The organism is Parabacteroides sp. CT06 (assembly GCF_002257605.1).
Taxonomy (GTDB): domain Bacteria; phylum Bacteroidota; class Bacteroidia; order Bacteroidales; family Tannerellaceae; genus Parabacteroides; species Parabacteroides distasonis.
On record NZ_CP022754.1, the window covers coordinates 3,060,001 to 3,086,016 of the forward strand.

A 26,016-nucleotide genomic window follows, 5' to 3' on the forward strand; every position below is an offset into this window, starting at 1 on the left:
TCTCACCTCGCACTTGACGCACGGGTTGATATATCTTAAGCTCGCTCTACTTGTTTCTTCTTTTTGATGTCCAACATGTCAAAGATCCTCTTTCCCTCGCGGGATGTGTGGAGAATAACGGATTCGAACCGTTGACCCTCTGCGTGCAAAGCAGATGCTCTAGCCAGCTGAGCTAATCCCCCTCATTCGGAGTAGTCCCAGGCAGAGTTGAACTGCCGACCTCTACATTATCAGTGTAGCGCTCTAACCAACTGAGCTATAGGACTGTCAACTTTGCCAAGACTTACGTCCCAGCGTCATCTTTTTCTCTCCGACCGGCCTTCCGGTCATTGATCTATATAATAAACATAATCTCAACAGCAGCACAAGGGGATCAATACCTCGTATGACCTCGGTACGGAATCCTGAAGCTCCAGAAAGGAGGTGTTCCAGCCGCACCTTCCGGTACGGCTACCTTGTTACGACTTAGCCCCAGTCACCAGTTTTACCCTAGGCCGATCCTCGCGGTTACGGACTTCAGGTACCCCCGGCTCCCATGGCTTGACGGGCGGTGTGTACAAGGCCCGGGAACGTATTCACCGCGCCATGGCTGATGCGCGATTACTAGCGAATCCAGCTTCACGGAGTCGGGTTGCAGACTCCGATCCGAACTGAGACGTGGTTTGGGGATTCGCTCCCTGTCGCCAGGTGGCTTCCCTTTGTCCACGCCATTGTAACACGTGTGTCGCCCCGGATGTAAGGGCCGTGCTGATTTGACGTCATCCCCGCCTTCCTCGCAGCTTACGCTGGCAGTCCCACCAGAGTCCTCAGCTTTACCTGTTAGTAACTAGTGGCAAGGGTTGCGCTCGTTATGGCACTTAAGCCGACACCTCACGGCACGAGCTGACGACAACCATGCAGCACCTCGCAAACGGCTATTGCTAGAAAAGGTGTTTCCACCTCGGTCCGAATGCGTTCAAACCCGGGTAAGGTTCCTCGCGTATCATCGAATTAAACCACATGTTCCTCCGCTTGTGCGGGCCCCCGTCAATTCCTTTGAGTTTCACCGTTGCCGGCGTACTCCCCAGGTGGATCACTTAACGCTTTCGCTGTGCCGCTTACAGTGTATCGCAAACAGCTAGTGATCATCGTTTACTGCGTGGACTACCAGGGTATCTAATCCTGTTTGATCCCCACGCTTTCGTGCATCAGCGTCAGTCATGGCTTGGCAGGCTGCCTTCGCAATCGGGGTTCTGCGTGATATCTATGCATTTCACCGCTACACCACGCATTCCGCCTGCCTCAAACATACTCAAGCCCCCCAGTTTCAACGGCAATTCTATGGTTGAGCCACAGACTTTCACCGCTGACTTAAAAGGCCGCCTACGCACCCTTTAAACCCAATAAATCCGGATAACGCTCGGATCCTCCGTATTACCGCGGCTGCTGGCACGGAGTTAGCCGATCCTTATTCATAAGGTACATACAAAATAGGACACGTCCCGCACTTTATTCCCTTATAAAAGAGGTTTACGATCCATAGAACCTTCATCCCTCACGCGACTTGGCTGGTTCAGCCTCTCGGCCATTGACCAATATTCCTCACTGCTGCCTCCCGTAGGAGTTTGGTCCGTGTCTCAGTACCAATGTGGGGGACCTTCCTCTCAGAACCCCTATCCATCGTCGGTTTGGTGGGCCGTTACCCCGCCAACTGCCTAATGGAACGCATGCCTATCTATCAGCGATGAATCTTTAGCAAATATTCCCATGCGGGATCCCTGCTTCATGCGGTATTAGTCCGACTTTCGCCGGGTTATCCCCCTCTGATAGGCAAGTTGCATACGCGTTACTCACCCGTGCGCCGGTCGCCACCCGGTATTGCTACCTGTGCTGCCCCTCGACTTGCATGTGTTAAGCCTGTCGCTAGCGTTCATCCTGAGCCAGGATCAAACTCTTCGTTGTTTAAATTGTTTTATTATCCTCGCTCCGGAATCCGTTATTGTAGTCCAAAGTCATACTTTTTGACGGTATCAATCCGGAAAATTAATTTTCCTAATACTTGTACTACTTGTTGAATTATGTAAATCTCTCAAAGAACTCTTTTGTCGCTTTCGTTTTGCGAACGTGGCTGCAAAGATAAGGACTTTTATTTTAAACTTCCAAATTATTTCGGAACTTTTTTTTCTAAAAGTTTGTTTCATCATTTTGGACCGGCGTTCTCTCTCGAATGCGGGTGCAAAAGTAGTGTTATAAAACATAACCTCCAAACTTTTCCGGTATTATTTTTCAAGTTTTTTTCACGAGGGGGATCACGTACGTTAATAATACGTCGATATCCATTCTCGGCTCACATGGCCCACCACGTGGCCTCACGTGTCACCACGTGCACTTAAAACAAGTGCTCCACGAGTACATTTGCACGTATGAAAACGACAAAAACGATCTTGGCCCCGATAGGAAATCACACAGAAAAAACGGCTTTTAGCTCATGAAATCATGCGAAATGCACTTGGTTTTAGTGCTTTCGGATCACGTAAACGTGGGTAAGGACCCATTATATCGCCCCCCAAAGACCCCAAAAAGCCGAAGAGGGAAGAACCACACAAACAACTGTATATCCACATGTTAAGGCATCAGGAAAATTCCCCGGTAAAAATCCTAGGGCGCAAAAGGCGCATCTTTACGCTTTCAAAGAAACATTTTTAGAAAAATAATATTTACATCACTCTACAGACAAGAGGGGTATAAACGTTATTTACAGAAAAAGTTTTAGAAACATACGTAAAGATGCGCCCCTTGCGCCCTAACCTATCAGCAACATCCCTAATACGGGATACAAAAAAGTCAATGGGACACGGCCGTAAAGTCATTGAGAAACCATCTCTATTCCATTGACTTTACCACCGTTTCCCATTGAGATACTATCGCAAACCAGACACTTCAAGGACGGAAACTCATTCCCCGAAAAGAAACTTACAATCCCGTTCGGCCGCCGGTCTCGTCCAATCCTGCGGGATCATTTGCCATTGGTTTAAAGGTTGTGGGCTAAGTACACCCTTTTCCTTTATATATTGAATCATATAATAACGGAGGTCTTTATCGGTCGAATGAATGATACGACTCTTTAACTCGTCTTGGGGAATGCCGGCCCCTTTCGTCAATAACTCACCTCCTCCATTACCTCGGTAAGAGTTAAGAGCTACTTTATACGTTTTATTCTCGTCGAAAGGCTTACCATCCGCCATTTTCAAGATCGTGATCTTCTCGCCCTTGGGTTTCGTTACATCCACGGTGTAAATGATACCAGCTGCGGAGTCAAAGTTAAAACTGAAGTTGACGAATGAGACATAATTCTCCTGTCCTTTCTTTCTCTCTTTCAATAATAAGACATGATCGTCCGGAGATTTCATCCGGTTGGTCCACATAGCGTATGATTCCTCCAAGAAACCTTTGATCTCGGCTCCCGTCAAATTCATCGTATAAAGCATATTCTCATATTTGTAAAGACTGAACATATCGCTGATCGTGATATCCCCTTTATCTATTTTTGCGTCAAAGGATAACGGGGCGGCAAAAGAGACGTCCGCACCAGTCAACTCCAATTGTAAAGAGTGAATAAAATCAATAAAAGCGGATGGCCCAAAGTAAGCGGGACGGGTCGCGATACTCTCCGTAAAAGTTCCCACCTTCTCGGAGACAAAATCATTCACCGCTTTGTATTGCGGAGCGAATTTCTCCATAAACTCCTTGCTAGGCTCCAACTTATCCACATCCGTCAAAACACCCGATACTTGTTTGTCCAAAACCTTTCCATGCTCCATCTTTAACACGACATCAACGGAACCGACTACACGCCCATTACTTGCCGGATTTATCAATAACACGGAATCTCCCTCGATATTCGCCACCTTACCACAATACCGGCGATGATCATGCCCCATTATAACCACATCGAAGCCCGGAATGCGCTGGGCAACCTCCATCGACGCATCCTCACGGTACTGGCCGGACATGGTACGAGCCTCATTTCCCGCATGAAAGATACCTACCACAACATCCGGTTTCTCCTTCTCCTGAATGATCTTCATCCATTTACGGGCCGTCTCTTCCATATCGGCGAAATAAAGACCTTGCCACAGAGTCTCCGGCAACCATACAGGAATAGCCGGAGTAATCATCCCCAGTACAACGATCTTCACACCGTCACGCTCAAATACCTCATAGGGCTTTAAATAGGTCTCCCGGTCGGAGGTACGGATAATATTGGCACCCAAGATAGGGAAATCACATTGTTTGATCCAACGATCGAAAACGGCATGGCCAGCCTCTACATCATGGTTACCCATATTTCCCGCATTGTACCCCATATAATTCATCATGGCGGAAGCTATATGCGTAGAGACCGTATCCATGAAATTGTAATAATACGCCGAAGGTTGTCCTTGCAAGATATCGCCATTATCCAATAGCAAAAGGTTATCGCCATACGCCCGGCGTTCTTCTTGCACGAACGAATATACCCTTGCCAGACTTCCTCCCCACTCCCGCTGCTCGATAAAATTATACGGGAAGAAATTTCCATGAATATCACTGGTTTCCAATAATTTCAACTTTACTTCCTTCGTTGTCGCCGACAGACCGAGAGCGACCAGCAGCAATAAGGCAATTGAATAAACTCGTCTCATATCAGGATTTTAGATAGATTAATGACGCGAAGATAACGAAATAACCTGTTCGCCCGGTTTCAACGGGATTTCTTTTCCATCCCAGATAAATATACCCGTAGTACCTTCCGGCAAGACCAGACGGGCGGTTCCCTCACCTCTTTCATTCAATTTATAAGCGGCGGTCACGCTTCCAAGCGGATGTGGGATCGTACCGGAAACCTCCTTCAGTTTTCCCAAAGACGGAGCGATCCGTATCTTCCTAAATCCGGGAGCATCGCTATCTATCCCCAACAAGATCCGGTAAAACTCGATATTCGGACTGGCTCCCCAAGCATGGCAATCAGAACGGGATGGCTCCGGCATCTCTGCCCATGTGGTCAATCCCAACGCCATCTGATCCCGCCATATTTGTAAGTTATCCAAGAACTGATCCCCTAAACCGGAAGCTTTCAACGCTTGATTCAAGTAATAACGGAAATAGATCGTACACTGGATCAAGCTCGTATCCGCCAAGGTTTGGTTCATCACCTTTACGGCCTCCTCCCCTTTCGTAACCCCAGTCAAGATCGCCAAGGCGTTCACATGCTGGGAATAGCTGCGATGATCCTGCGTATCGGCGAATAGATTACGGGCAGCGTCCCAATATTTCGGGCGGATCGTCTTACGCATCTCGGTAGCGATCTTCCGGTAATGATCCGCCATGGCAGGGAGGCCGATCGCTTGTTCCATCTCCGCCGCAAACTCCAAGGTCATTATATACATCAAATCTTGGAGCGCCGAGTTTCCCTCTTTCTCCCGTATCGGCTCGCCATAATCAAAACCGGCCGCCCAATCCACGAAGAACCAATGAGGAACGTACGACAAACTATAATCCGGCTTCAACCATTGCTCGTACCACGACAAAACCTGACGGTAAGCGGGAAGCAAGGTCTTCATGTATGCCTCATCCCCACGGTACATCCAATAATCGTGCCCCATACAAATCCACCAGAGAGAGAACGAGGATATAAACTGATGTACGCTAGACGGATATCGGCTCATCGTAATCCCTTCCGCCACCATGGACTGCCGTCCTTGCTCTAGAGCATTCTTCACCATATAAGGGTCTGATGTATTATACATGGAAATCATTGCCTGTATGCGTGTATCCCCGAAATATTGCAGTTGCTCGTAATACGGGCAGTCCATATACGTCTCATTGGCGCACAGACGGGCGGTACGCCATCCTATCTCGAGCATACGGCCCAGCTCCTCATGTCCCGGAGCGGAGAAAGCGGTCTCGTTACGGAAAGGATAGGCGGAGAAAGTCCCATACATATCCTCGATCACCAAAGGCTCGGAAGCCGTCTTCACTTTCAACTCCACATATCTCCATGTACGCCACCACAGGGAGGTGAAGAGACGATTATCTCCCCCATCAGCCAGTATCTTATCCCCGTACCCGATAAACTGCTTATCCGTCAACTCGTCCCGATGTCCCTTGCCATTCAACGCATACGATTTAGTGGTCGATTCCTCTTCTTGCTTATAGAGGGCTTCCGAATAACCGATATGGATCTCGGCCTCCTTTCCTTTGCTGAAGGCTAAGGAGAAATAACCCGTCGTCAGGTAATCATTATCCAGAAGCAAGCGGACCTCCGTATTCGCCGGGATCGTCAAAGCTTTTGGCCAGTAAGGAAATCCTTGCGGGCATTCGATCCCTTCCGACCGGCGGAGCTTGGCCAGACGCTCGATCCGGCTGTCCATCGGAGGTATCGGGCTAGGAACCAGCAACCGTCCCGGGTAATCTCTCGATCCTTTCGTGGCACCCTCCATGCCCCGTACGGCCTTCTCCCATTTCCTGTCGTCGTAATCCGGTTGTTCCCAGCCCCAAGGATAAGCGGAGGCTTCCAGTTCCTCGCCCGGGCCAGCCACGTAATACCCCAATACCTGCCATTCGGTCCAAGGAGCATACGCCTTATTACGCAGGCAGACCCAAGTGGTATCCGTATTTACCACCGCCTCATGCCCCGTATTGCCTTGCAGGATAAAACCCGTCTGATCGTAACTGATCTGGGCGACAGGTTTACGCTCGGCATAATTCCAGACAACGGAGGCCAGCGTATTCTTCCCTTTCCTCAGATAAGGAGCCAGATCCACCGTCTCGAAACTCCAGTTATAGATATCCCCACGGGCCGGACCCAAGGATACCAATTTCCCGTTTACATATAATTTATAACGGTTATCGGCGGAAACATGGACGATAAACCGGGAAGGAACCACCTCCAGATCGAACGATTTACGAAAATGATAGACCCCATATACATTCGGAGCCTCACCCGGGTAGGAGATCCAACGGGCTTTCCATCGTCCCTCGAAAAGAGAAGGATCGATCTTCTCCTGATTATACCCTTTCAGGCTAATCTGGAAGGAAAGGGAGAAGGCTTGAAACACAAAAAGCAAAAGGAATAAATAGGTTTTCATACAAACACGGTATTATTTGAGATTAACGATCCGAACAAAGGTACAAAAAAAGAGAAAGCGCCAAAAGAACTTTTGCCTTTTGACGCTTTCCCTCACAATATACCGGATACCCGGTCCTCCATTAGAAGAATATCTCCGGCTCCCGGCGTGCGCTAAAGTTCTTATGGAGCATCGCCGTGTAAGGAGTATCGAAAGTACGTGCGCCCTCGGGACACTCTTTCACGCAGGCGCAACATTTGATACATAGGTTCGGGTCGCTATACATACCCTCGTCTGCCAAGGATATCGCATGTGTAGGACACACATCCACGCAATACTCACATTGCGTACATAAATCGTTATCCGTAACAGGAGCTTGAGGAGTGGAAGGGCCTTTCACCCGATACGGGAAATTACCTTTCACCTCCAAGGCGGACAAGCATTCCACGCAGGAAACCTTCTCCAGCTCCTCGATAATCTTTTTCCCGAATTCCGTAGCCTGCTTAAGATCCGACTCGTCCGGACGCCCCTCGGCAATGGGCATCCCCTTGCGGCTGAAAGAATGCTCGCCGATAAACGCTCCGGCAGCCACAGGTACGAACCCCTGCTCCGACACTAAATCACAGAGCTCTTTCAAGGCATCCTCATAATCCCGGTTCCCATACAGTACCACGGGGACTACCGGCGCATGGTGGGCAGAACGGAACATGCGAAAACGTTCCATGGCAGTCTCCGCCACACGGCCACCGTATACAGGAGCGGCTATAATCGTCAGCTCATCATCAATATACTCTTCCATATCCAGACTCTCACAAGTGACATCAGACTCGGACATCGAAGTGGCACCCATTCCTTCCGCTATCGCATAAGCGATCTTGGCGGACGTGTGTGTCGGAGAAAAATAAATTAAATGTATGTTACTATATTTCATGATTCTTATTTTAACGCACCCTCTATTTTAGTCATTAACTCAGCAAATTCCTCATCGGTATAGCCTTTGCTCGTATAAATGATCTTCCCGTCTTTTCCGACCAAATAGCCACGAGGGATCAAGTTCTTGGCGAAAGCGCCGAAAATAGCCCGGTCCTTATCGGGATACAATGGAAAATCGAAGCCTTTTTTCTCGTTATATTTCTGTAGATCGGCATCGGAATGCTCACGCCCGATCACCAAGAGAACGAAGTCCTTGTTGTTCTTGTATTTCGGCCAGAGGGTTTGTTGGACAGCGGCCAATTCTTTTTGGCAAGGAGGACACCAAGTGGCGAAAAAATTCACGAGGATCACTTTTCCCTTCAACGAAGCGGACTGCAACTTACTCCCGTTGTCGGAAACAATCGTAAATGACGGCATAGTATCACCGACCTTCACGATATCGGAATTATCCTCCTGAGCTTTGCCTACGAAAGCCAATAACGCTAGTAAACTAACCAATAAATACTTCTTCATAACCTTAATCATTTCTCGTTTAGGATTCAGCGACAAAGATACATTAAAATTCTCATCAAACCGCATAATTCTAAGGCTTACGAAAGTTCTACGGTGCCGTACCTACCCCTCGACAGCTCTTCTAAAAGTTCTAGGGGGTTAGATGTTAAAAAAAACGTACGTGAAACCCGGAGATGTCACGTACGCTGATATCATGCAAACCCGGAGAAAGATTTACCGCAGACTTTGCGCTAAGTCATAACCGGCTTTCAACGCCTTTAGGTTCATATTAACTATATCCTCGCCCTTACGACCGAATATCTGACGGATTCCCGCCTCGATCTTATCATACTCGATCCCGATAAATGGGGCAGCTGCACCCAACATCACGATATTGGCGGCACGGACAGAACCCGCTTCCTTGGCGATCTCCTCCACGTCCAATACGACCTTGTGAGGGAGCCTGTCCAACTCGGCGTTCACTTTCTCGATCTCCGGATAGTTCGGGATGTTCACGAACGGACGGGAGTTCGTCACCAGCCAACCCTCTTTCTTCAGGTAAGGCAGATAACGCAAGCTCTCCATCGGTTCCAAAGAGATGATCAAATCGGCGTGGCCCTTCGGGATCAAGTCCGAGGCGATCGGCTCGTCGGAAAGACGCAGGTTAGACTGCACGTCTCCCCCCCGTTGACTCATACCGTGTACTTCCGCTTGCTTCATATACAGACCTTCTTTTAAGGCAGCTTCTCCAATAACGGCGGCGATAGAAAGGATACCCTGTCCTCCTACGCCTGATAGTATAATATCTGTTTTCATTTCTTGCTTGCTTTTTTCTTTCTGGTTAATGTCTGGATACACTCACGGCGAGGGATCAATACGGATACGCCCTTGTACTCGATTTCCTCACGGATGATAGACTTCATCTCCTCGAAGTTCTTTTTTAAAGGAACCATCACACGGATGTGAGCCGGGTCCACACCGATACCGGCGCAGATAGATTCCAGACGTCCCGTTCCGGCGGAATCCTGCCCTCCGGTCATGGCCGTTGTCTCATTATCGGAGATAACGATGGTGATATTCGTGTTCTCGTTCACGCAATCCAGCAAACCAGTCATACCGGAATGGGTAAACGTAGAATCGCCAATCACGGAGATAGCCGGGAATACACCCGCGTCGGAAGCACCCTTCGCCATCGTGATAGAGGCCCCCATATCGATACAAGAATCGATCGCACGGAAAGGAGGCAAAGCTCCCAAGGTATAACAGCCGATATCGCCAAACACCTTAGCCGTACCGTTATACTCGGCGATCACCTCGTTCAAGGCCTCATACATATCCCGGTGTCCACAACCTTGGCACAATGCGGGCGGACGTTGCTCAACCACCTCGGGGATCGCATAATAGCTCTGGATCTCCTTACCCAAGGCTTTGCCTACCGCGTCTGGCGTAAGCTCGCCGTCACGCTGAAGCGTACCGTCCAGACGGCCATGAACCGTCACGCCTTTCGCCAAGAAACCTTTTAATTGCTCTTCAACGACCGGATATCCCTCTTCCAACACCAAGATCTCCTTACACTCGCCAACGATCTTCTCCACTTGCTTTCTCGGAAGCGGATACTGGGAGATCTTCAATACGGGATGCTCGAAACCGTCCGGATAATTCTCGGAAAGATAATTGAAAGCGATACCCGTCGTGATGATACCCAAGTCTTTATTCGGGGCATCGAAATACTTATTATATGCGGAATTCTCGGAAGCTTCCGTGAAAGCCTCTTGAGACGCCAGCAAACTCTTGAAACGTTTACGGGCCAATGCCGGGAGTAAGATAAAACGTTGACGACCGTCTTCCGGACAATTCATCCGGTTCTCCGGCTTCAACGGGCTGGTTACGACACCGGCACGAGAATGCGCCATACGGGTCGTTACACGCAGCAAGATAGGATACCCTAATTTCTCGGATAACTCGAATCCATGATATACCATATCATAAGCCTCTTGCTGGCTGGATGGCTCAAACATCGGGATCATGGCGAAATTGCCATAAACACGGTTGTCTTGCTCATTCTGGGAAGAGTGCATGGATGGGTCGTCGGCCGTAAGGATGATCATACCTCCGTTGATACCGCTCATAGCGGCGTTCATAAAGCAATCGGCGGCTACATTCAAACCCACGTGCTTCATGCAGCAAAGCGCACGTTTACCGGCATAGCACATACCCAAAGCGGCTTCCATGGCGGTTTTCTCATTTGTGCTCCAGCGACAATGGATACCTCTTTCCTTCGTTACCGGAGAACCTTGGATATATTCTGTGATTTCAGTAGAAGGGGTTCCCGGGTATGCGTACACCCCGGAGATTCCAGCGTCTATAGCGGCTTGCGCTATGGCCTCGTCCCCCAAAAATAAATGTTTTTCCATGTGTATCTGTTTTCTTAATATTGACTATTCACACTATTTAGCTGCCAAAGGTAATGAAAAATGTTCAATTTAGAATGAGAGACTTATGATTTATACTAGATCCATTACCGTATCCGGCGCCTATTCAACTCCGCCCGATACCGGTTGGCATTGCGGTTATGCTCCGCCAACGTCACGGCGAAATTATGCCGTCCCGAGAAATCCTCCTTAGCGCACATGTATAAGTATTTATGTTTCGTATGATTCAATACGCTATTCAAGCCCTTGATAGTAGGAATCCGTAGAGGACCGGGAGGTAGGCCCGCATATTTATAGGTATTATAGGGAGAATCTATTTCCAAATGCTCAAATAAGATACGTTGCAAAGAAAAATCCCCCACCGCAAACTTTACGGTAGGGTCCGCCTGTAAAGGAATACCGGCACGAAGGCGGTTGATATAAAGACCCGCCACGATTGGATATTCGTCCGATGCCGCCGTCTCCTCTTCTACGATAGAAGCCAAGATAGATACCTCAACTGGAGTAAGCCCGATCTCCTCTGCCTTTTTCAATCGTTCCGGTGTCCAGAAAGCGTCATATTCACGCTTCATGCGACGTATAAATTTATCCGCGGATATATTCCAATAAATCTCATAGGTATTAGGAATGAAAAGGGCATGGATCGTTTCCGGGGTAAAACCTAAAGAGTCGCAATACACGGAATCATTCAATAGACGCAGGAGATTTTCCTTCCCGAACATCAATTGATCACTTATACGTTCCGCCAAATCTTCCTTGAAACGGATATTATTAAAAGTAACCCGGGTCGCTACTTGATGTCCTCTCCGCAAGTCATTCAATAAGGTTAAATTACTCATGCCGGGTTTCACGGCGTATCGACCGGTACGCATGGACGCAGGATACTTCAACAATCCACTCAATTGCTTAAAGCTACCGATACGGAGACAGTTCGCCGAATCACTCAACTGCCGGCAAAGATCATCAAAATCCTTTTTATCATCTATATAGACATAGACCGTCTTATCCGGCTTAAAATTCGGAGCCCAAGCCAAACGGTACACCCAAAAGCCTCCACCGCCTATCAAAACAACGAGAATCGCTATCAAGGCGATAATTATCGGACGCCTCGATAAAATTTGTTTGTTCAAATCCATGAATAATCTATTGAATATCAGAATAAGGCACAAAAGTAGTATCTTTTTTCGAAAAAAATGATGTGCAAAGCCTTGTTTATTTAAAATTATAGTTCTACCTTTGCATCGCAATTCTAAGGAAGAAGCACAGAACACACAAGGAAGTGTGGGTGAGTGGCTGAAACCACCAGTTTGCTAAACTGACGTACTCGTTAGGGTACCGGGGGTTCGAATCCCCCCGCTTCCGCAAAGAGCCAACTAATAAATTTATTAGTTGGTTTTTTTGTTTTTAAGCCAACCGAATTAAAGTGTTTCATATATTTGTCATATTTGAACTTATCGTAAGTCGATCTGTTATTAAAAGGAGATAATTAAATATATACATTATGACAATTGCTTTTATCCGAACATATAACAATAAGCAAAACTCCGAGGTCCAAGAAGCTGTGATCCGGGAATTTGCAGAATCTCAGAAGATAGAGATCGGGAAGTGGGCTAAAGAGGTGGGAAATAGTCCTCGTGCGAACCGCAGACTGGAAAGTATTGTCAAATCTTTAAGTCCCGGGGATGAGATACTTGTGTCCGATATATCCCGTGTGAGCCGTAAGATGATCGAGATCATCCATATCATTTTGCTTTGTATAGAGCGAAAGGTAACGCTCCGTAGCGTAAGCGACGGATATGTGTTCGAGGATAATATCGACAGTAAGACTTTGGCCTTTACCTTCGGTCTGGTCTCTGAGATCGAGCGAAAGCTGGTCTCTATCCGTACGAAGGAAGCCCTTGCCTTGATCAGAAGTAAAGGTGTGGTGCTGGGCCGTCCGAAAGGTAGTCAACAAATGGGACGCTTGGAGCCTTATAAGGAACAAATCGAGAAAGACTTGAAAGACCCGAGCTTGACTTACGCTCAGATAGCGGAGAAATACAATGTATCGTTAAGTAGCTTCAAACGCTTTCTGAAAGAGTATCTTCCCGATAAGAAAAAGAAGAAGACTAAAAAATAAGAAAAGCTCCTTTCACCTCTGCTAAGTATATTAGCATTCAGTAGTGAAAGGAGCTTGTTTTTTTATTTCTCTATACGGATACGGGCGTCTACAGCGAACAAGCCTCTATCCGTAGCCACCAACGGATTTATATCCATTTCCTTTATCTCGCTGGCAAAACGCAATAAGGTAGAGAGGCGAACGATAATGTCCGCATATTGTTGCTCGTCGATACCCTTTTGCCCACGTGTACCTTTAATGATCGGATACCCTCTCAAAGAACGAATCATTGAATAAGTCTCATCGTATGACAACGGAGCCAAACCATAAGACACATCTTTCAATACCTCCACGAAGATTCCACCCAACCCGCAAAGTACCACATGGCCGAAACGATCCTCATATTTAGCTCCCAAGAATAATTCCTGTCCTTTCAACATCGGTTGTACCATGATGCCCGTAACACCCGGCAGACGCATCATACGTTCATACTCGAACAATAAATGCTCTTCTCCACGGATATTCAAGGCCACACCACCGATATCGCTCTTATGCACAGGCCCTACAACCTTGGCTACCACCGGATATTTCACCTTCTTGGCAAAAGCCAGCAACGCATCCCTATCATCCGAAGCATATTCCTCCACTAACGGGATATTAGCGGCACGCAACAATGTACGCACTTCCTCCGGATTTAAATAACCGCTACCCGGCAACCGATCTATGATACGACGAACTTCCGGTACATCCACGCCATATAGCTGGATATCCGTGCTCATCGGTTTCGGCGTATTGATCACCCGTGAAAGGGCAGTACCCAATGTCACCTCGTCCGAGAAGTTCACATGGCCTTTCTTGACAAAGCTCTTCACCTCCGGTCCGGCCGTTACGATAGACGGTAATATCGGGAAGATCGGCTTCTTGCACTCTTCCATCTTTTTATGAAGTACCTCGTAGGTATCATAAAGTTTTACCAAACCGGGACTACCGAAGATGACCATCATCAAATCCACATTATCGAAACGATTCTCACAGAAATCGATGGCTGTAGCCAGATGTTCCGGTGTCCCCGTACCGATAATATCAATCGGATTACCGACAGCGGCACCCGGATACAGTTTGGATTTCAACTCATCAGCGATAGGGCCTTCCAAACTAGGGACATTCAAACGCCCCTTGGATAAGGCGTCCGCCAGCATTACCGCAGGCCCTCCGGCATGTGTCACGATCGCACAATTCTTCCCTTTCACGTCTTTCAAGGTAAAGATACTCGCCACGGTAGTCAATTCCTCACGGCTAAAACAACGCACGATACCCGCCTTACGGAACAAAGCCTCCACGGCAGAGTCCGAACTAGCGATAGCGCCCGTATGCGAAGAGGCAGCTCGCTTTCCCGACTCCGTACTTCCCGCCTTGATAGCGGCGATCTTGCATCCCTTACGTATCAAGGAAGACGCATGATACAACAATTTATCCGGTTGCTTGATTTGCTCGATATACAACATCTTGATCTTGGAATCCAATACCGGATCAAAGTTCCGATCCATATATTCAAGGATATCCTCTACTCCATTCTGCTTGGAGTTTCCAACCGACCAAACAGAAGAGAAACGCAGCCCTTTTGTCAGCGCCGACTCGATAATGAACAAGGCCGTACCGCCGGAGCTAGAGATGAAATCCACGCCATCGGGATGGAATTCCGGTATCGGTTGCGTAAACACGCCATGATAATTCATATTCATCAACCCGATACAGTTCGGGCCGATCAAGGAAGCTCCCGCCTCATTCACGACATCCAGCATCTGTTGTTCCAAGATACCGCCTTCGTGTGTCTCCTCGCCGAAACCGGCTGAGATCACGATAAAAGCTTTTACCCCCTTTTGCCGGGCCAGCACTTCCATCACCTCGGGGCACGATTTACTCGGAATCGAGATGATCGCCAACTCCGTCTCCGGGATATCATGTACAGAAGGATAAGACTTGACGCCTTGCACGTCTGTCTCCTTGGCGTTTACCACACATAATTCTCCTTTATATTTTCCATCCAACAGGTTTCGCACGATACGACCGCCCGGTTTATGTACGTTGTTGGAACCTCCCACCACTACGATGCTTTGAGGATTAATCAATTCTCGGTTAATCATAACATTTTGATTAGTTAGATTCAATGAATGGGAGCAAATATAGTTTTTTTCTCCATTTATTCATTAAAACCCGGGGTATTTATTTACACTTTGCACTCTCTGTCTGCAACCAGTCACACCATGCATCCATCTCGTCTCCTTTCGTGGCGGATACCTCGAATATCTGGAGACGGTGATTTACCTTCAAGGCGTTTTCCCGAAGCACTTCCACTTTTGTATTCAGATAAGGAGCCAGATCAATCTTGTTGATTACGCAGATATCTGCCTCCTGAAAGATATGTGGGTATTTCAACGGTTTATCATCTCCCTCCGTCGTACTCACGATAACGACTTTCTTGGACTCTCCGAGATCGAACATGGCCGGACAGACCAGATTGCCGACATTCTCTATAAAAAGGATCGCTCCCTCCTTCGGATTCAGATGCTTAACGGCATGATTGACCATGTCGGCTTCCAAATGACAGCCGGTACCGGTATTTACCTGAAACACGGGAATCTCCAACGCCGCTATACGGTCGGCATCGTTTGAGGTTTGTTGATCGCCTTCTATCACATAGATCGATCGCTTCGCTTTCAAACGGCGGATCGTCTCTTCCAGCAAGGTTGTCTTACCGGATCCGGGCGAACTCATCAAGTTCAGGCAGAACAGGTTCTTAGCCTCGAAATATCCCCGGTTTCGCTCCGCCAATAAGTTGTTACGTTGAAGTATATCTTGTTCCAGATTGATTACGATCCCTTCATCAGGATGGTGATGATGTTCATGGCCATGAGAATGCTCATGCATATGATCGTGATGGTGATGATGCTCTCCGCATCCGCAAGTTCCGCACATAGTATTTAAGTTTTTATTTCATTAATATATCATTCCTTTTTAATAACAATCGACTTCACCCGAAGTTCCTTCCCTTTAAGGATTTTAACTAAATAGGAGCCACAATGGGGACAAGGGGAAAACAAGGCGTTCATTGGGAAAATGGTCTCACAGTCGCTACACTGTCCTTCCCCCTCAATATAATGACGGATAATCCGGGCCTTTTCCAGCTTGCTACCTTTTATGGCGCTATCCAATGCGAACTCTAAGGTTTGGATCTCTACGCCGGACAAATGTCCTATCTCTAACTCCAACTCTTCGACCACCGAGGCTCCCCGGTTATCCGCTTGTTCCTCGACCAGCTCCACGATGCTACGGGCTATAGACAACTCATGCATATCTGATCTCTTTTAAAAGGGAGTCACCGAGGCGATCGTTAATTGCCCCACGGCTATCCCCCCATCGTTACAAGGTATACGAGACGGAATATAGACGGGGACCCCAGCCATGATGAACTGTCTCCTCATCGACTCCGTCAATAATTTATTCTGGAAACATCCTCCCGAGATAACCACTTGTGTCGCTTTCGTCCGTTTAATCAACAAGCGGGCTTTCTGCACAAACAAGGAAGCCAATGTCGTATGGAAACGGGCGGATATCAAGCTCACCGGGACCTCGTTCGTCTTATCATGCAATAATGCCTCAAACAAAGAATAAAAAGAGATTTCCTCTCCCTCCGCCGAGACTGGATACGCATAAGCGTTCCTCTCTCCCATCGCCGCCTGCTCCAATAAGACCGGAGCCTCCGCTTGGTGGCTGGAGACATCGCAAATCCCCAATAAAGAAGCTACCGCATCAAACAGCCGGCCAGCGCTGGATGTATAGGGTGTATTCACACCTTTCTCCATCATTCGTTCAAGCATAGCGATCCTTTCCGTGCCTATGCGTTCCACGAAATCGGCCGGATAAGGAATACCCGACGGTTCGTCCTTGAAATAATGCCACAAATAGGCGACAACCATTCGCCATGGCTCCTCAGCCGCCTTGTCGCCTCCCGGTAACGGGACATACTCAAAATGGGAAAGGCGACGGTATTTCGCTCGGTCACAAAAGAAGAACTCGCCTCCCCAAACCTTACCATCATCACCCAGACCTGTCCCATCCATCACGATAGCGAGAACCGGCTCATTCAATCCATGCTCCAACATACAAGCAGCGGCATGAGCATGATGATGTTGTACCTTTAATAAAGGTAAGGAAAGAGATTTCGAGATACGTTCCGCCTCTTGGCTGGAAAGATAATCCGGATGCAGATCACAAACCAATCGCTGGAGATTGAAACGAAACAAATGACGAAACCGCTCCATAGATTCCGTATAGAACCGGAAAGTCTCCCAGTTCTTTAAGTCGCCAATATATTGACTTTGCAGGATCGTCTCTCCTTTTCCCAAAGCGAACGTGTTCACTTTCTCCGCACCGAAAGCCATGATCCCTTCCACATTTGTATCCGTGAAAAAGGGTTCCGGCACATAGCCTCGGGAACGACGGATCAAGCAGGGTTGTCCTCCGCAGACCTGCAACACAGAATCATCTACCCGGTTATGGATCGGGCGATTATGATGCAAGAGGATCGCTACCTTTCCCGCTAATTGCGCCTCCGCATCCTCTGGGGTGATCGCTATCGGCAAATCGCTTAGATTCCCGCTGGTCATTACCAACGCAGGTATCCCTGTACGAGCAAACCAATCGTAATGAATCGGCATATAAGACAACATACATCCTAGCGTATGCATGCCCGGATTGATTCCGGAAGCTAACCGGCTCCGTTGCCTCAGCAGCACGATCGGACGGCGCCAAGAGACGAGGCATCGCTCCTCCATCGGCTCCGTTGCCGTATAGACTTGCAAATGTTCCAGATCACGGAACATAACAGCGAATGGTTTGGTATCCCGCTGCTTTATCTCTCGCAGACGGGCAACCGCTCTCTCGTTCGAGGCATCACAAATCAAATGATAGCCTCCGATTCCTTTAGCCGCAATAACCTCTCCACCAAGCAATAGACGAGAGGTAAGTTTCAATAAGGTCTCATAATCGATATAAGTCTCCTCGTTATAAGTCGCGTAATAAGTCGGGCCACAATGATTGCAAGCGACCGGTTGGGCATGGAAACGGCGATCGATAACATTCGTATATTCTTTCTCACAATCGGGACACATAAGGAAACCGCCCATCGTTGTCTGCGAACGGTCGTAAGGAAGGTCCCGGATAATAGAGAAACGAGGGCCACAATGCGTACAATTAATAAAAGGATATCCGATTCGATGGGGTTGCGTAGTCCGGTCTCGCATACAATCCGCACAAACAGCGATATCCGGGGAGACCTGCGTGACCTCATCCGATTCTGAATGGCTGGGCGTAATCGTAAAATCGTCAAAATCATCTTCATCCATTTCCGTAGATGTATAGGAGATCCGATGGATATAAGCGACACGAGGATGCTCGGTCCGTATACGACTTATCAGCAAATCCCGATCATCCGGAGTAGCGGCAACCAATATACGTACTCCATTATTCATATTCTCCACACAACCTTTCATCCCCAGATCTTTAGCGATCCGGTAGATAAAAGGGCGAAAACCAACCCCTTGAACCAAGCCTTGAATAATCAACGCATATACTTTATTCTTCGCCATAGCACAAATATAGGAATAAATGTCTAATCAGACACGAATCGACTATCGTATTTACTAAAGAGATATTACCTATCATCTTATAAATAATATTTATCAATTTTATCTTTCCCTCTTAAACATATTAAGTATCTTTGAGGTTACTAAATAAATTGAAACGATATGTGTTTAGCGGTACCCGGAAAGATTATCTCAATCGATCGAAGCATCCCCGAAATGACCATGGCTAAAGTTGATTTCGGAGGCATCCTAAAGAATATATGTATTGAATGGGTGGATGTGAAACAGGGGGATTATATCCTCACTCACGCAGGGATCGCTATATCTGTTGTAGATGAGAAAGAAGCGGAGGAAACACTGAAAGACCTTAAAGAATTACAAAAGTGCGTTTCGTAGACGAATATAGAAGCAACGAGAAGGTACAAACTCTTCTGGAGGCCATCCGCAAAAAGGTGACACGACCTTGGTATATCATGGAGATTTGTGGCGGGCAAACACATGCTATCGCCCGTTATCGGCTGGAAGAGATGTTGCCGCCGGATCTTCAACTGCTCCATGGGCCGGGTTGCCCGGTCTGTGTAACACCGGTCGAGACAATCGACTACGCCTTGAAGTTGGCGACACAGCCGAATGTGATCTTAGCCTCTTTCGGGGATATGATGCGAGTTCCGGGAAGTAAGGAGGATTTATTGAGCGTAAAAGCGAGAGGAGCGGATATCCGTATGCTATATACGCCCTTGGATGCCCTATCACTGGCCGAGGAGAACCCGGATAAGGAAATCGTATTCTTCGCAATTGGTTTTGAGACGACCGCACCTGTTCACCTCATGGCTTTGAAAGAGGCCATACGCCGAGGACTTCCGAACTTTTCCATATTGACTTCCCTATTCACGGTACCACCCGCTATCGAGGCTATCTTATCCGATCCGGAAAGTAAAGTAGACGGTTTCCTGACAGCCGGACATGTCTGCGCCATCACAGGCAACAGGGCCTATCACCGATTAACCGCCCGATATAAAATCCCGATGGTCGTCACCGGATTCGAGCCGGTAGATCTATTATATGGTATCTACCGCTGTGTCTCCCAGTTGGAAGCCGGAAGTTATGAGGTAGAGAACGCTTACAAACGGGCCGTCCCCGAACAAGGGAATGCCGCCGCCCGCCAACTTATGGACGAGATGCTGGAACCTTGCGACCAAGACTGGCGGGGCATCGGAATCATCCCCTCCAGCGGGCTTCAACTTCGATCCGAATATAAAAGATATTCCTCCCGAATGAGATTTCAATTGTGTCCGGAAGAAAACCAGATCGCATCCGAATGTATCGCCGGACTGATTATGAGAGGTTTGAGACACCCCTCGGACTGTCCCCATTTCGGGAAGGCCTGCCATCCCACCCATCCGCTGGGAGCCCCGATGGTCTCCTCGGAAGGGGTTTGTGCCGCTTATTATAGATATAAATAGAAAGATATGGATATACACTTGAATTGCCCGATTCCTTTTACCGACTCAGACCGTGTGCTACTGGCGCACGGAGGGGGAGGACGCATGACACACCAACTGATCAGCCAAGTATTTTATCCGGCTTTCCGGAACCCATTATTGGAGCAGGATCATGACGGATGCGTGTTTCTTATGGAAGAAGGGCGACTGGCCTACTCTACCGACTCCTTCGTGGTAGACCCGATCTTTTTCCCCGGAGGAGATATCGGTGATCTGGCGATCAACGGGACCGTTAACGATCTGGCTTGTTGCGGTGCCCGTCCTTTGTATCTGACCGCCGGGTTTATACTGGAAGAGGGCTTGCCTCTAGCAGATCTTCAGCGTATCGTACAATCCATGAAACGTGCGGCGGAGCGTGCCGGCGTACAGATCGTAGCCGGGGACACAAAAGTGGTGGAACGGGGCAAGTGCGATAAATTGTTTATCAACACCAGTGGGATCGGGATCGTCCCTCCGGGCATACGAATCGCCCCAGACCAAGCCACTCCCGGCGATGTCGTCATTTGTAGCGGCCCGATTGGTCTACATGGTATCACGATCCTTTCCGCACGGGAAAGCTTGGGATTCGAGACGGATCTAAAAAGTGATACCGCTTCGCTAAACATTATGATTTCTGAGCTGTTACATACTATAGGAGAGGTACATGTCTTACGTGATCCCACCCGAGGTGGCGTAAGCGGAACCCTCAACGAGATCGCCCAAGACGCTGGTGTGGATATCCTGCTGGACGAAGACGCCCTGCCTATTCCTGAAGCGGTACGTGCCGCATCCGAGATGCTAGGATTAGACCCGCTCTATATAGCGAACGAAGGATTAGTTCTTGTGATCCTGCCGGAAAGCCGTGCGGAACAAGCGTTACCCCTTATGAGAGGTTTCGAGGAGGGCAGGCAAGCGACCGTTATCGGTCGTATCACCAAGCAAAGCGGAGAGCAAGCCCGGGTCAAGATGAAGACATTATACGGTAACTACCGGATCATCGATATGCTAAGCGGGGAACAACTCCCCCGTATTTGTTAGAATACTTAATTGCTGAGATATGGAAAATAAAAGACCGTCCGTTTACGAAGAGTGCCGTCAGAAAGGCATCTCCCGCCGGGACTTCCTGAAGTTCTGTACCACCATGGCCGCCCTTATGGGATTGGAGGCTTCGGGAGTGGCACAGGTAGTAAATGCCTTGGAGACGAAACCCCGCCTTCCGATCATCTGGCTACACCTACAGGAATGTACCTGTTGTACCGAATCGTTTATCCGTGCCGCCCACCCGATCGTGGCGACCTTGTTGTTAGACAAGATTTCCCTAGACTATACCGAGACGCTGATGGCCGCCGCCGGCGAACAGGCCGAGGCCGCTAAGGAAGAGACCATGAAAAAGTATTACGGCAATTATCTACTGATGATCGAGGGGTCGCTACCTACCAAGGACGAGGCTTATTGTTGCGTAGGCGGCAAGAGTGCCTTGCAGATCACCGAAGAGGCCGCCGCAGGAGCTAAAGCGATCATCGCTTGGGGCAACTGCGCTTCCGCCGGTTGCGTGCAAGCGGCGAACCCGAATCCTACCGGCGCTAAAGGTATTCATAAAGTCATCAAAGGTAAACCTATTATTAATGTACAAGGCTGTCCTCCGATCGCCGACGTGATGGCGGGTGTCATTATTTATATGTTGACTTTCGAACGCATGCCGCAATTGGACGGATTGGGCCGTCCGAAGATGTTCTACTCCCGCCGAGTACATGATACGTGCTACCGCCGTGCGAATTTCGACGCCGGCTTGTTCGTGGAGAGCTTCGACGATGAGAACGCCAAGCATGGCTACTGCTTGTATAAAGTGGGATGCAAAGGTCCGAGCACCTATAACTCGTGCGGTATCATCAAATGGAACGAGGGCACCAGTTACCCGATCCAGAGCGGTCACCCCTGTTTGGGTTGCAGCGAGGAGAATTTCTGGGACAACAGCCCGTTCTATAAACGTATGCCCGATATACACGGATTCGGTATCGAGGCCACGGCGGATCAGATCGGTCTGGCTCTAGGAGCCGCTACCGCCGCCGGTATCGCCGTACATGCCGTAGCAACTAACATACGGAAAAAAGAGCTTATCGACAATGATGAGCCGGAAAGTAAATCTACGATCTAATAAAACACTACTATCATGTCAGAAAGAATTGTCATAGACCCCATTACCCGTATAGAAGGCCACCTGCGGGTAGAGGCTGAAATAGAAGGTGGCACGATCAAGAACGCTTATAGCTCGGGTACTATGGTGCGGGGCATCGAGAATATCGTAAAAGACCGGGATCCCCGGGATGTATGGGCTTTCGTAGGCCGTGTTTGCGGCGTATGTACTTCCATCCACTCGCTTGCCTCGGTACGGGCGGTCGAGAACGCACGGGGTATCGTGATCCCTCCCAACGCCAGTATGGTTCGTAATATCATGCAAGCCGTATTGTACATGCATGACCATACGGTGCATTTCTATCAATTGCATGCATTGGATTGGGTAGATGTGGTATCCGCCTTAAAAGCCGATCCAAAAGCCGCCGCTTTACTTGCCCAGCAACTTTCTCCATGGGCAAAGAATACCGAGGGGTATTTCACCGCCACTCAAGAACGACTAAAGAAGTTCGTTGCCAGCGGGCAGCTTGGTATATTCGCCAATGGGTATTGGGGACATCCGGACTATAAACTTACGCCGGAACAGAACCTTATCGCTACCGTCCATTATCTGGACGCATTGGAATGGCAGAAAGAGGTCGTCAAGGTACACGCTGTGTTCGGGGGCAAGAATCCGCATCCAAACTATATCGTAGGCGGTATGCCTTGCAGCATCGACTTAAATGAGGCCAATGCGATCAACGCAGATCGACTCGCTCTGGTAAAGCAGAAACTAGAGGAGGCGAAAACTTTCATTAATCAAGTGTATATCCCAGATTTATTGATGATCGCCAACGTCTATAAAGACAAATGGAGTAAGATTGGCGGAGGCGTACGAAACTATTTGTCTTACGGAGACTACCCGGTGTTCGATCTCGGGGAAGTGGAAAGTTATAAGATCCCCAGAGGAATCGTCTTGGATCGTGACCTTAGCAAGGTACATCCCGTAGACGCTAACTCCCCGGAAGAAATCAAGGAGTACATTTATCATTCATGGTATAAATACACGCAAGGAGACAAAGCCGGTTTGCATCCCTACGAGGGAGAGACCCATCTGGAATATACTGGCCCTCGTCCCCCCTATAAGTTATTGGACGTAGAGGATAAATATAGTTGGATCAAGACGCCACGGTGGAAACAGGAACCAATGGAAGTGGGTCCGTTAGCCCGTTTGATCGTAGCTTACGCCGCAGGGAAGGAACCTCAAAAGAGTATCGTAGACGAGACTTTACGTCAGCTTGACTTACCGGTAGATGCTTTATTCTCTACCCTAGGACGTACCGCCGCTCGTGGATTGGAATGTAGAATGGCAGCAGACTGGGCCCTTGAGTTTTTCAACCAATTGATCAAGAACCTCGAGAACGGGGATTCCCGGATGGCAAACAGTGCCGAATGGGAACGGGAGAACTGGCCCGATCATGAGCAAGGCGTAGGATTGGCCGAAGCTCCCCGTGGAGCATTAGCCCATTTTATCGTGATCGACAAGAACCGGGTAAAGAACTACCAGATGGTAGTGCCTACTACTTGGAACGCCTCACCGAGGGATGAGAACGGCGTATTGTCCGCCTACGAATCCGCTTTGATCGGTACGCCGATATACGATCCGAAGCAACCCCTAGAGATTCTTCGGACGATCCACTCTTTCGATCCTTGTCTGGCTTGTGCCGTGCATCTGTATGACGAGGAAGGAAAATATGTGCACCAAGTTGATACATTCTAAAAAACAATAGAGCCATGAAGAGTCGTAAGAAACGTTTAAGAGAAGTGTATGTATGGGAATTACCCGTACGTATCTATCATTGGGTGAATGCGCTCTGTATCGTCATACTCTGCGTGACAGGCTTTATCATCGCCGATCCTCCCGCAATCATGTCCGCTTCGGAGGCTTATTTCAGCTATTGGTTCGGCGTGGTTCGGTTTATCCATTTCGTAACAGCGTTCGTATTCTTCTTCAATTTCGTATTCCGGCTTTATTGGGGATTCGTCGGGAATCGTTATGCCAGATGGAATAACTTCATCCCTTTAAAGAAATCCCAATGGAAAGAGGTATTGGAGGTGATCAAGGTAGATATCTTGATGATTAAGAACAAACCGGTAGACAGTATCGGGCATAACGCCTTGGCTAGCTTGATTTATTTCGGAACTTTCTGGGCATTTTTGTTACAAAGTATCACAGGATTCGGCCTGTACGCGAAGATGAGCCAGTCCTTCTTCCCGCAACTGTTCGCATGGACAGTTCCCTTGATGGGCGGGGATTTGATGGCTCGCCAGATCCATCATTTCCTGATGTGGTTCTTCATCCTTTTCGCTATCGTTCATATTTATCTGGTATTTTATCATGACTATATCGAGCAACGTGGCGAGACTTCGTCCATCATCGGTGGCTGGAAGTTTATCGAGGAAGACATAGCGGACAAGGAAGAGGTAACCGAGACTGCCGAGACTATCACTAAGATCGCTAAAAAAGGATGAAAGCGGAGAAGGAAACATTAGTATTAGGAGTAGGCAATTTATTGCTGAAAGACGAAGGGGTAGGCATACACGTTATCAAGGCTTTAGAAAACGAGAAGCTCCCGGCTCACGTCCATTTGATGGACGGGGGCACGGGAGGGCTTCATTTATTAAGTTGGCTGCAAGGATATGACCGTATCATCATGATCGATGCCACGCTGGATAATAACCCTCCGGGCACCGTCCGTCTGATCCAACCTCGTTACGCTACCGACTTTCCCCCGCTTATGAGCGCCCACGAGATCGGTCTAAAAGATATGATCGACGCCATGATCCTGACCGACGATCTCCCGGAAACCCATCTCATTGTCATCTCCGCCCTCAATATCAACGAGGTCGGAATGGATCTGACACCCGAGGTAAAAGCGGCGGTTCCGAAAGTGATCCGGATGATACAAGAGATTATTTCAATACATAATAGAGCATACCGGCAATAGCGGCCCCAGCTATCGGCCCTAAAACAGGTACCCAAGCATACTCCCAATGGCTGCTGCCTTTTCCCTTGATCGGCAAAATAAAGTGTATGAACCGGGGAGCTAAATCACGGGCAGGGTTAATCGCGTAACCGGTAGTTCCACCTAAGGAAAGGCCGATTACCCAGACCGTAAACGCTACCGGAATGGCACCTACCGAACCTAAACCTATCGGCAAGGTACTATTGCTTTCGTAGGTTAGTTCTCCGTCCGTTATAAAAAATACGACAAACATCAAGGCGAACGTACCGATCATCTCACCTAAGAAATTAATTGGATAATCTTTGATAGCAGGACTCGTACAGAATACGCCTAATTCCGCATCCGGATCATCCGTAGCGTTGAAGTGATCCTTATAAACCAGCCAGACCAATAAAGCGCCCAAAGCGGCACCTATCATTTGCCCGGCTATATAAGTACATACATCACACCAAGGGAAAGTCCCTCCGATCGCCAAGCCGATCGATACCGCCGGATTCAAATGTGCGCCACTATAAGGGCCGGCTACCACAACACCGATAAATACGCCTAAAGCCCAAGCGGTCGTTATCGCTATCCAGCCCGCTCCATTGCCTTTTGTTTTCGACAAACAGACATTCGCTACAACTCCTCCTCCCATCAGGATCAAGAGCATAGTCCCTAATAATTCCGCTAAAAATGGAGACATAAGATAATAATTTAAGAATTTGTT

General features: G+C 48.4%; 20 protein-coding genes, 3 tRNA genes and 2 rRNA genes (1 of these 25 only partly in view). 9 read left to right on the forward strand and 16 right to left on the reverse strand.

Going from position 1 to position 26,016, the window contains the following annotated elements; all coding sequences use genetic code 11:
- The 11 genes from CI960_RS13210 to mltG form a co-directional block, all read right to left on the reverse strand.
- Nucleotides 1-2: ribosomal RNA gene (locus CI960_RS13210) — 23S ribosomal RNA — on the reverse strand; it reaches 2,878 nt to the left of the window's first position.
- A gap of 106 nt (nucleotides 3-108) precedes the next feature.
- Nucleotides 109-182, reverse strand: a tRNA-Ala gene (locus CI960_RS13215).
- Between the two features lie 10 nt (nucleotides 183-192).
- Nucleotides 193-266: transfer RNA gene (locus CI960_RS13220), tRNA-Ile, on the reverse strand.
- Between the two features lie 150 nt (nucleotides 267-416).
- Nucleotides 417-1,941: ribosomal RNA gene (locus tag CI960_RS13225) — 16S ribosomal RNA — on the reverse strand.
- The 16S and 23S rRNA genes sit together here with 2 tRNA genes alongside, the layout of an rRNA operon.
- 992 nt (nucleotides 1,942-2,933) lie before the next feature.
- The gene (locus CI960_RS13240; RefSeq protein WP_005855046.1) at nucleotides 2,934-4,664 is read right to left on the reverse strand and encodes a bifunctional UDP-sugar hydrolase/5'-nucleotidase; all 1,731 of its coding nucleotides are present in this window, start codon (nucleotides 4,662-4,664) and stop codon (nucleotides 2,934-2,936) included.
- 18 nt (nucleotides 4,665-4,682) lie between these two features.
- Nucleotides 4,683-7,109, reverse strand: coding sequence for an alpha-L-rhamnosidase N-terminal domain-containing protein (locus tag CI960_RS13245; protein WP_094582386.1), 2,427 nt, complete (start codon nucleotides 7,107-7,109; stop codon nucleotides 4,683-4,685).
- 121 nt (nucleotides 7,110-7,230) lie between these two features.
- A complete protein-coding gene (locus tag CI960_RS13250; RefSeq protein WP_005855042.1) occupies nucleotides 7,231-8,019 on the reverse strand; it encodes a 4Fe-4S binding protein in 789 nt (262 codons plus the stop codon).
- 5 nt (nucleotides 8,020-8,024) lie between these two features.
- The gene (locus CI960_RS13255; protein WP_029257199.1) at nucleotides 8,025-8,534 is read right to left on the reverse strand and encodes a TlpA disulfide reductase family protein; all 510 of its coding nucleotides are present in this window, start codon (nucleotides 8,532-8,534) and stop codon (nucleotides 8,025-8,027) included.
- Nucleotides 8,535-8,747: 213 nt separating this feature from the next.
- Nucleotides 8,748-9,329, reverse strand: coding sequence for an indolepyruvate oxidoreductase subunit beta (locus CI960_RS13260; RefSeq protein WP_005855039.1), 582 nt, complete (start codon nucleotides 9,327-9,329; stop codon nucleotides 8,748-8,750).
- A complete protein-coding gene (locus CI960_RS13265; protein WP_005855037.1) occupies nucleotides 9,326-10,927 on the reverse strand; it encodes a thiamine pyrophosphate-dependent enzyme in 1,602 nt (533 codons plus the stop codon). Before CI960_RS13265 ends, CI960_RS13260 begins: the two co-directional genes overlap by 4 nt.
- Before the next feature lie 104 nt (nucleotides 10,928-11,031).
- Entirely contained in the window at nucleotides 11,032-12,081 is a 1,050-nt protein-coding gene (mltG, locus tag CI960_RS13270) for an endolytic transglycosylase MltG (RefSeq protein WP_009018288.1), read from the reverse strand.
- Between the two features lie 139 nt (nucleotides 12,082-12,220).
- Here mltG and CI960_RS13275 point away from each other — a divergent pair.
- A tRNA-Ser gene (locus CI960_RS13275) sits at nucleotides 12,221-12,307 on the forward strand.
- Between the two features lie 139 nt (nucleotides 12,308-12,446).
- Nucleotides 12,447-13,064, forward strand: a complete 618-nt coding sequence (locus tag CI960_RS13280; RefSeq protein WP_005855033.1) for a recombinase family protein — start codon at nucleotides 12,447-12,449, stop codon at nucleotides 13,062-13,064.
- A 62-nt stretch (nucleotides 13,065-13,126) separates the two neighbouring features.
- Here the strand turns inward: CI960_RS13280 and CI960_RS13285 are convergent, their stop codons facing one another.
- From CI960_RS13285 to hypF, 4 genes are all read right to left on the reverse strand, one after another.
- Nucleotides 13,127-15,187 (reverse strand): acetate--CoA ligase family protein, encoded by a 2,061-nt coding sequence (locus CI960_RS13285; protein WP_005855031.1) that lies wholly within the window; start codon nucleotides 15,185-15,187, stop codon nucleotides 13,127-13,129.
- A 79-nt stretch (nucleotides 15,188-15,266) separates the two neighbouring features.
- The gene (gene hypB, locus CI960_RS13290) at nucleotides 15,267-16,019 is read right to left on the reverse strand and encodes a hydrogenase nickel incorporation protein HypB (RefSeq protein WP_005855029.1); all 753 of its coding nucleotides are present in this window, start codon (nucleotides 16,017-16,019) and stop codon (nucleotides 15,267-15,269) included.
- A 29-nt stretch (nucleotides 16,020-16,048) separates the two neighbouring features.
- A complete protein-coding gene (hypA, locus tag CI960_RS13295; protein ID WP_005855027.1) occupies nucleotides 16,049-16,396 on the reverse strand; it encodes a hydrogenase maturation nickel metallochaperone HypA in 348 nt (115 codons plus the stop codon).
- A 12-nt stretch (nucleotides 16,397-16,408) separates the two neighbouring features.
- Nucleotides 16,409-18,691: a carbamoyltransferase HypF gene (hypF, locus tag CI960_RS13300; protein ID WP_005855025.1), complete on the reverse strand. Its 2,283-nt coding sequence runs from the start codon at nucleotides 18,689-18,691 to the stop codon at nucleotides 16,409-16,411.
- Between the two features lie 159 nt (nucleotides 18,692-18,850).
- Between hypF and CI960_RS13305 the strand changes: the two genes are divergently transcribed.
- From CI960_RS13305 to CI960_RS13335, 7 genes are read left to right on the forward strand one after another with little or no spacing between them, the layout of a single operon-like run.
- Complete coding sequence (locus CI960_RS13305; protein ID WP_005855023.1) at nucleotides 18,851-19,084, forward strand: HypC/HybG/HupF family hydrogenase formation chaperone; 234 nt, start codon at nucleotides 18,851-18,853, stop codon at nucleotides 19,082-19,084.
- Nucleotides 19,072-20,151 carry a hydrogenase formation protein HypD gene (gene hypD, locus CI960_RS13310; protein WP_005855021.1) on the forward strand — a complete coding sequence of 360 codons (1,080 nt, stop codon included), beginning with the start codon at nucleotides 19,072-19,074 and terminating at the stop codon, nucleotides 20,149-20,151. Before CI960_RS13305 ends, hypD begins: the two co-directional genes overlap by 13 nt.
- Nucleotides 20,152-20,157: 6 nt before the next feature.
- The gene (gene hypE / locus CI960_RS13315; RefSeq protein ID WP_005855019.1) at nucleotides 20,158-21,207 is read left to right on the forward strand and encodes a hydrogenase expression/formation protein HypE; all 1,050 of its coding nucleotides are present in this window, start codon (nucleotides 20,158-20,160) and stop codon (nucleotides 21,205-21,207) included.
- A gap of 19 nt (nucleotides 21,208-21,226) precedes the next feature.
- The gene (locus tag CI960_RS13320; RefSeq protein WP_005855017.1) at nucleotides 21,227-22,324 is read left to right on the forward strand and encodes a hydrogenase small subunit; all 1,098 of its coding nucleotides are present in this window, start codon (nucleotides 21,227-21,229) and stop codon (nucleotides 22,322-22,324) included.
- Nucleotides 22,325-22,339: 15 nt separating this feature from the next.
- Nucleotides 22,340-24,061: a nickel-dependent hydrogenase large subunit gene (locus CI960_RS13325; protein ID WP_005855015.1), complete on the forward strand. Its 1,722-nt coding sequence runs from the start codon at nucleotides 22,340-22,342 to the stop codon at nucleotides 24,059-24,061.
- 14 nt (nucleotides 24,062-24,075) lie between these two features.
- Nucleotides 24,076-24,813: a Ni/Fe-hydrogenase, b-type cytochrome subunit gene (cybH, locus tag CI960_RS13330; protein WP_008773316.1), complete on the forward strand. Its 738-nt coding sequence runs from the start codon at nucleotides 24,076-24,078 to the stop codon at nucleotides 24,811-24,813.
- On the forward strand, nucleotides 24,810-25,289 hold the full coding sequence (locus CI960_RS13335) for a HyaD/HybD family hydrogenase maturation endopeptidase (protein WP_005855012.1): 480 nt from the start codon (nucleotides 24,810-24,812) through the stop codon (nucleotides 25,287-25,289). The genes cybH and CI960_RS13335 overlap by 4 nt, the downstream gene beginning before the upstream one ends.
- Here the strand turns inward: CI960_RS13335 and CI960_RS13340 are convergent.
- Nucleotides 25,255-25,992 carry an MIP/aquaporin family protein gene (locus tag CI960_RS13340; protein ID WP_005855011.1) on the reverse strand — a complete coding sequence of 246 codons (738 nt, stop codon included), beginning with the start codon at nucleotides 25,990-25,992 and terminating at the stop codon, nucleotides 25,255-25,257. The genes CI960_RS13335 and CI960_RS13340 overlap by 35 nt on opposite strands.
- Nucleotides 25,993-26,016 lie beyond the last annotated feature (24 nt).

Coding starts and splice junctions, on each gene's coding strand:
- CI960_RS13285 (WP_005855031.1), bottom strand. CDS start 15,187: ATGATTAACCGAGAATTGATTAATCCTCAAAGCATCGTAGTGGTGGGA.
- CI960_RS13260 (WP_005855039.1), bottom strand. CDS start 9,329: ATGAAAACAGATATTATACTATCAGGCGTAGGAGGACAGGGTATCCTT.
- hypA (WP_005855027.1), bottom strand. CDS start 16,396: ATGCATGAGTTGTCTATAGCCCGTAGCATCGTGGAGCTGGTCGAGGAA.
- hypB (WP_005855029.1), bottom strand. CDS start 16,019: ATGTGCGGAACTTGCGGATGCGGAGAGCATCATCACCATCACGATCAT.
- CI960_RS13265 (WP_005855037.1), bottom strand. CDS start 10,927: ATGGAAAAACATTTATTTTTGGGGGACGAGGCCATAGCGCAAGCCGCT.
- CI960_RS13255 (WP_029257199.1), bottom strand. CDS start 8,534: ATGAAGAAGTATTTATTGGTTAGTTTACTAGCGTTATTGGCTTTCGTA.
- CI960_RS13240 (WP_005855046.1), bottom strand. CDS start 4,664: ATGAGACGAGTTTATTCAATTGCCTTATTGCTGCTGGTCGCTCTCGGT.
- CI960_RS13325 (WP_005855015.1), top strand. CDS start 22,340: ATGTCAGAAAGAATTGTCATAGACCCCATTACCCGTATAGAAGGCCAC.
- hypF (WP_005855025.1), bottom strand. CDS start 18,691: ATGGCGAAGAATAAAGTATATGCGTTGATTATTCAAGGCTTGGTTCAA.
- CI960_RS13245 (WP_094582386.1), bottom strand. CDS start 7,109: ATGAAAACCTATTTATTCCTTTTGCTTTTTGTGTTTCAAGCCTTCTCC.
- CI960_RS13340 (WP_005855011.1), bottom strand. CDS start 25,992: ATGTCTCCATTTTTAGCGGAATTATTAGGGACTATGCTCTTGATCCTG.
- mltG (WP_009018288.1), bottom strand. CDS start 12,081: ATGGATTTGAACAAACAAATTTTATCGAGGCGTCCGATAATTATCGCC.
- CI960_RS13280 (WP_005855033.1), top strand. CDS start 12,447: ATGACAATTGCTTTTATCCGAACATATAACAATAAGCAAAACTCCGAG.
- cybH (WP_008773316.1), top strand. CDS start 24,076: ATGAAGAGTCGTAAGAAACGTTTAAGAGAAGTGTATGTATGGGAATTA.
- CI960_RS13250 (WP_005855042.1), bottom strand. CDS start 8,019: ATGAAATATAGTAACATACATTTAATTTATTTTTCTCCGACACACACG.
- CI960_RS13320 (WP_005855017.1), top strand. CDS start 21,227: ATGGAAAATAAAAGACCGTCCGTTTACGAAGAGTGCCGTCAGAAAGGC.
- hypE (WP_005855019.1), top strand. CDS start 20,158: ATGGATATACACTTGAATTGCCCGATTCCTTTTACCGACTCAGACCGT.
- CI960_RS13335 (WP_005855012.1), top strand. CDS start 24,810: ATGAAAGCGGAGAAGGAAACATTAGTATTAGGAGTAGGCAATTTATTG.
- CI960_RS13305 (WP_005855023.1), top strand. CDS start 18,851: ATGTGTTTAGCGGTACCCGGAAAGATTATCTCAATCGATCGAAGCATC.